The following is a 3844-nucleotide window of genomic DNA, read 5'->3' as shown; positions in this document are numbered from 1 at the left end:
TGAGTTTTTAACCAACGGGAGCGGAAGAGTTGGGTGACCAAGGAGCCACAACCTCGCCCAAAATGCCTTGGAGCTCCCCTACCTGCAGTTGCTGTCCTGATTTTGGCCGGGGGCAACAGCCGCCGCATGGGATCCGACAAGGCTTTGGGGATGGGATCCCCCTCTTGCGACGGGTGGCCCAGGTGGCAGCAGCCTATGCCAACGCAGTTTACATTCTCCCCCCCTGGCCGAAGCGCTATGCACCGATGGCGGATCCCGCCTGGCACCTCTGGCGAGAAAATGTTTCCCCGCCTGCTGGGCCAGACTCAAACGATGCTCACCAATTGCAATACCCCCGCCGATTTGCAGCTTGGGCAAAAGCCGGGCAAGGAGTGATCTTTAGGACAAGCCAAGGGGATAGGATCGCCTCGTGTCACAATGGGTGAAGATTTGCTCTGTTTTCTATCTCGGCGCCGTGCTCAAGCCCCTGTACTATCGCGAGATCCCTTGTCCAGACACTGCCCAGGTGCTGCGCTGGCTGCAGGAGTGTATCCCCTTGCCTCAGGGCAGCCAAAAACTGCCGACCGCCACCGGCCTGCGCCTGCAGGGATGTGGGGCCGAGCTGGCCGTTTTCCTCTGGTCGGGGCTGAACACCACCTATCTCAAGGTGTTCCAGTGGTCGGAGCGGCCTTTCCCCCGGCAGGGGCGCTGGCTGAGAGAGCTGGAAAAGGCCATCCAGAGCCGATTTCCCCACCGCTACCCGCAGTTGCCAGCTATCGATCTCAGCCAGGGATCCATCTTTGAGCAACTGGAGCCTTTTTACCCGCAGACGGTGAAGTATTTCCGCCGCATTCCCAACGGCGAGTTTGACCTGCAGCGGGTTTACTGGTGGGAGAAGCGCTGGCGGGAAGAAGTGCAATTCCCCCATCCTCAGCGGCAGCCGGTGCTGTTTCGCCAGCCGGCCCCTGAACCTGCCCCCTTGGAGTGGGACTTGGTGATCGTGGGCGGGGCGCTGGGGGCCATCTACGGTGCGGCCATGGCCCGCTTAGGTTACCGCGTGGCCCTGGTGGAACGGCTGCCCTTTGGCCGCATGAACCGGGAGTGGAACATCTCGCGGCGGGAGCTGCAGACGCTAGCGGAGTTCGGCCTCCTCAGCACCGAGGAGATAGAGAGCCTCATCCTCAGGGAATACACCGATGGGTTCAACAAGTTTTTTGATGGCAACAGCCCCGTACGCGCCCCCGTCCTGCACACGCCGACGGTGTTGAACCTGGCCATCGATGCCGAAAAGCTCCTGCAGCTCTGCGGCCAGATCCTGAGATCCTGCGGCGGCACCATCTACGAGCGCACGGAGTTCCGGCGGGCCTACATCGAAGACCAGGGCGTCACGGTGGTGGTGAAAGATTTAATCGGCCAAGCTGAGTTTCGGCTGGGATCCCGCCTGTTGGTGGATGCCATGGGGACGGCCTCGCCCATTGCCCAGCAGCTCTACCGCCATCATGCTTTTGATAGCGTCTGCCCCACCGTCGGGGCCACCATTGCAGGAGGGTTTGAGCCGGGAGTATGGGATCCCCAATTTGGCGACATCCTGGCCAGCCACGGGGACATCAGCCGCGGTCGGCAGCTCATTTGGGAGCTCTTTCCCGGCCCCGGCGAGGATCTCACCTTCTACTTGTTCCACTACCACCAGGTACATCCGGAAAATCCGGGATCCCTGCTGGAATTGTACGAAGACTTTTTCACCATCCTGCCGGAGTACCGCCGCTGCAACCCAGAGCGCCTGCAGTGGAAAAAGGCCACCTTCGGCTACATTCCCGGACGGTTTAGCCCGCAGCGGACTCCAGAGGAGCCCTTCGACCGCGTCCTCTTGATTGGGGATGCGGCGGCCCTGCAATCCCCCCTGAGTTTTACCGGGTTTGGATCCCTGGTGCGCAACTGCCCCCGCCTCTGTGACCTGCTGAACACAGCCCTGCGCCACAACCTGCTCAAAGCCTCTGACCTGGCCCAGATCCGCGCCTACCAGGGCAACTCCGCCGTCACTTGGCTGTTCTCGCGGGGGATGATGGTGCCCACCGGCAAGGTATTGCCCCCCGAACGCATCAACGCCATCCTCAACAGCTTTTTCGGCATTCTCGCCACCGAGCCGCCAGAGGTGGTGGATGATTTCATCAAAGACCGGGCCGGCTGGCTGGCCTTTAACCGCATGGCCATCAAAGCGGCTTGGCAAAACCCGCGGCTGCTGCTGTGGATCTGGGAGGCCGTAGGGGCCAAGGGCTTTGCCCAGTGGCTACCTACCTACTTCGGCTATAGCGGGCTGGCCTTGACTTCAGCTTTGCTGAGGGGCTGGCTCCCAAGGCTGGTGCGGCGCCTGCAGCCCTGGTTGGAAGTCCATTATCCCCGCCTGTGGCTGCGCTGTCTGCACTGGAGCTACACCCTCACCTATGGAGTGGGGCAGCCGCGCATCGAGTTTCATCTCCCCGCCCCCAGCTCTCCTGTCCCGGAAAATATCCAGAACCCAGTACCCACTTGGATAGAAGAAAGGGCCTAGGCTGGAGACTTTCGCCACGCCAGTTGTTTCTGGGCTTTCGCTCTTTTGGAAGCACCATCTCTCTGACGCCCCCAGGAAAGGTGGGCGTCAACTGCTTTGTCAGCAGAGTCAACCAGCAAAAAATCTCGATGAGTGCTGGCAGTCCTTACTTGGGTTTGCTAGCAGTTATCTGCGCAGGATTGTTCGCTGGAGCGCTCATCAGGCAAAGCTCACCTCTTTGGTGTTGAAGCATCCTATCTCCAGGTAGTGACCAGTGGCAAAAGAGTCGTGTCCGCCTGTTCTTTAGTCTTGGCAATTGGCCCAAGTTGAGTATATAGTCAGTGCCTAACATCCAGGTTCAGATCGACGACGGATGGGAAAAGATCCCAGTTTCAATTCTGTCGAGAGATTGCTGAACTCCTCTTTTGCAAAACCTCTGTTTTCGCAAGGAAACCCTCTAGGACTGAGCCCAATGGTTTACACTTTTGAGATCATCGGCATTGCCCCTGCCCTCGAGTTCTTCTGTCAGCAGCAGGAGCTGGCAAAGCGGCCCTGTGGGGTGGAATACTTAGGCACCAGCCCTTGCACCTTGGATGCGCTGCTGGGATCCCTGGAGGAGGTGCCGGCCCGGCGGGGTTGGGATTGGGATCAGTTGGTGGAAACCGTCATCTGCTTTTGGTGTAGCAACCCCGATTTGGTGAGTTTGTGGCAGTCTCGCTTTCGGGATGCTGGGCAAGATGCCCTGTTGGTCTCGCGGGTGGGGCACATTCGCTCGCTGCAACAGGAGTTTGAGTGGCTGCTCAACCAATGAGGGCCATCAGCGGCTAGGCTAAGGTCAGAACTGGCTTGTAACCACCCATGAGCGACACGGTTTTCGGCAAGATCATCCGCAGGGAGATCCCGGCCCAGATTGTCTACGAAGATGAGCGGGCCATCGCCTTCAAAGATATCGCCCCTCAAGCCCCTGTCCACATCTTGGTGGTGCCCAAGGAGCCTATCCCCGGCATTGCCCAGGCCAAGCCCGACCAGGAAGCGTTGCTGGGGCATCTGCTATTGACGGCTCAGCGGGTGGCTGCCGAGGCAGGTTTAAACAAAGGTTATCGACTGGTGATCAACGAAGGGGAGGACGGCGGGCAGACCGTCTTTCACCTACACATCCACATTCTCGGCGGTCGAGCGATGGGTTGGCCGCCGGGTTAGGCGATGGCTTTTCCCACCAATCGGAGCCTCTGCAGGTACAATCCTGTCATTACCGAGAACAAACGGCGGGCGGGGTCTGGAACCGATGGAGTGGCATGTCACCGATGCAGAGAGCCTGATGATCATCGACCAGGAGGT

At 59.6% G+C, this 3844-nt stretch carries 3 protein-coding genes; all 3 read left to right on the top strand.

The genetic code is table 11. From position 1 onward, the window contains the following. Positions 1-409: 409 nt before the first annotated feature. On the top strand, positions 410-2527 hold the full coding sequence (locus NW857_RS12500) for an NAD(P)/FAD-dependent oxidoreductase (RefSeq protein WP_414369136.1): 2118 nt from the start codon (positions 410-412) through the stop codon (positions 2525-2527). A 451-nt stretch (positions 2528-2978) separates the two neighbouring features. After that, positions 2979-3317 (top strand): hypothetical protein, encoded by a 339-nt coding sequence (locus NW857_RS12495; protein WP_414334890.1) that lies wholly within the window; start codon positions 2979-2981, stop codon positions 3315-3317. A 47-nt stretch (positions 3318-3364) separates the two neighbouring features. Then, positions 3365-3706, top strand: a complete 342-nt coding sequence (locus NW857_RS12490) for a histidine triad nucleotide-binding protein (RefSeq protein ID WP_414334889.1) — start codon at positions 3365-3367, stop codon at positions 3704-3706. The last annotated feature ends 138 nt before the right edge of the window (positions 3707-3844 follow it).

The sequence above is a fragment of the Synechococcus sp. H55.9 genome, from assembly GCF_047462355.1.
Lineage (GTDB): Bacteria > Cyanobacteriota > Cyanobacteriia > Thermostichales > Thermostichaceae > Thermostichus.
This window is presented reverse-complemented; position numbering and strand designations above follow the sequence as displayed.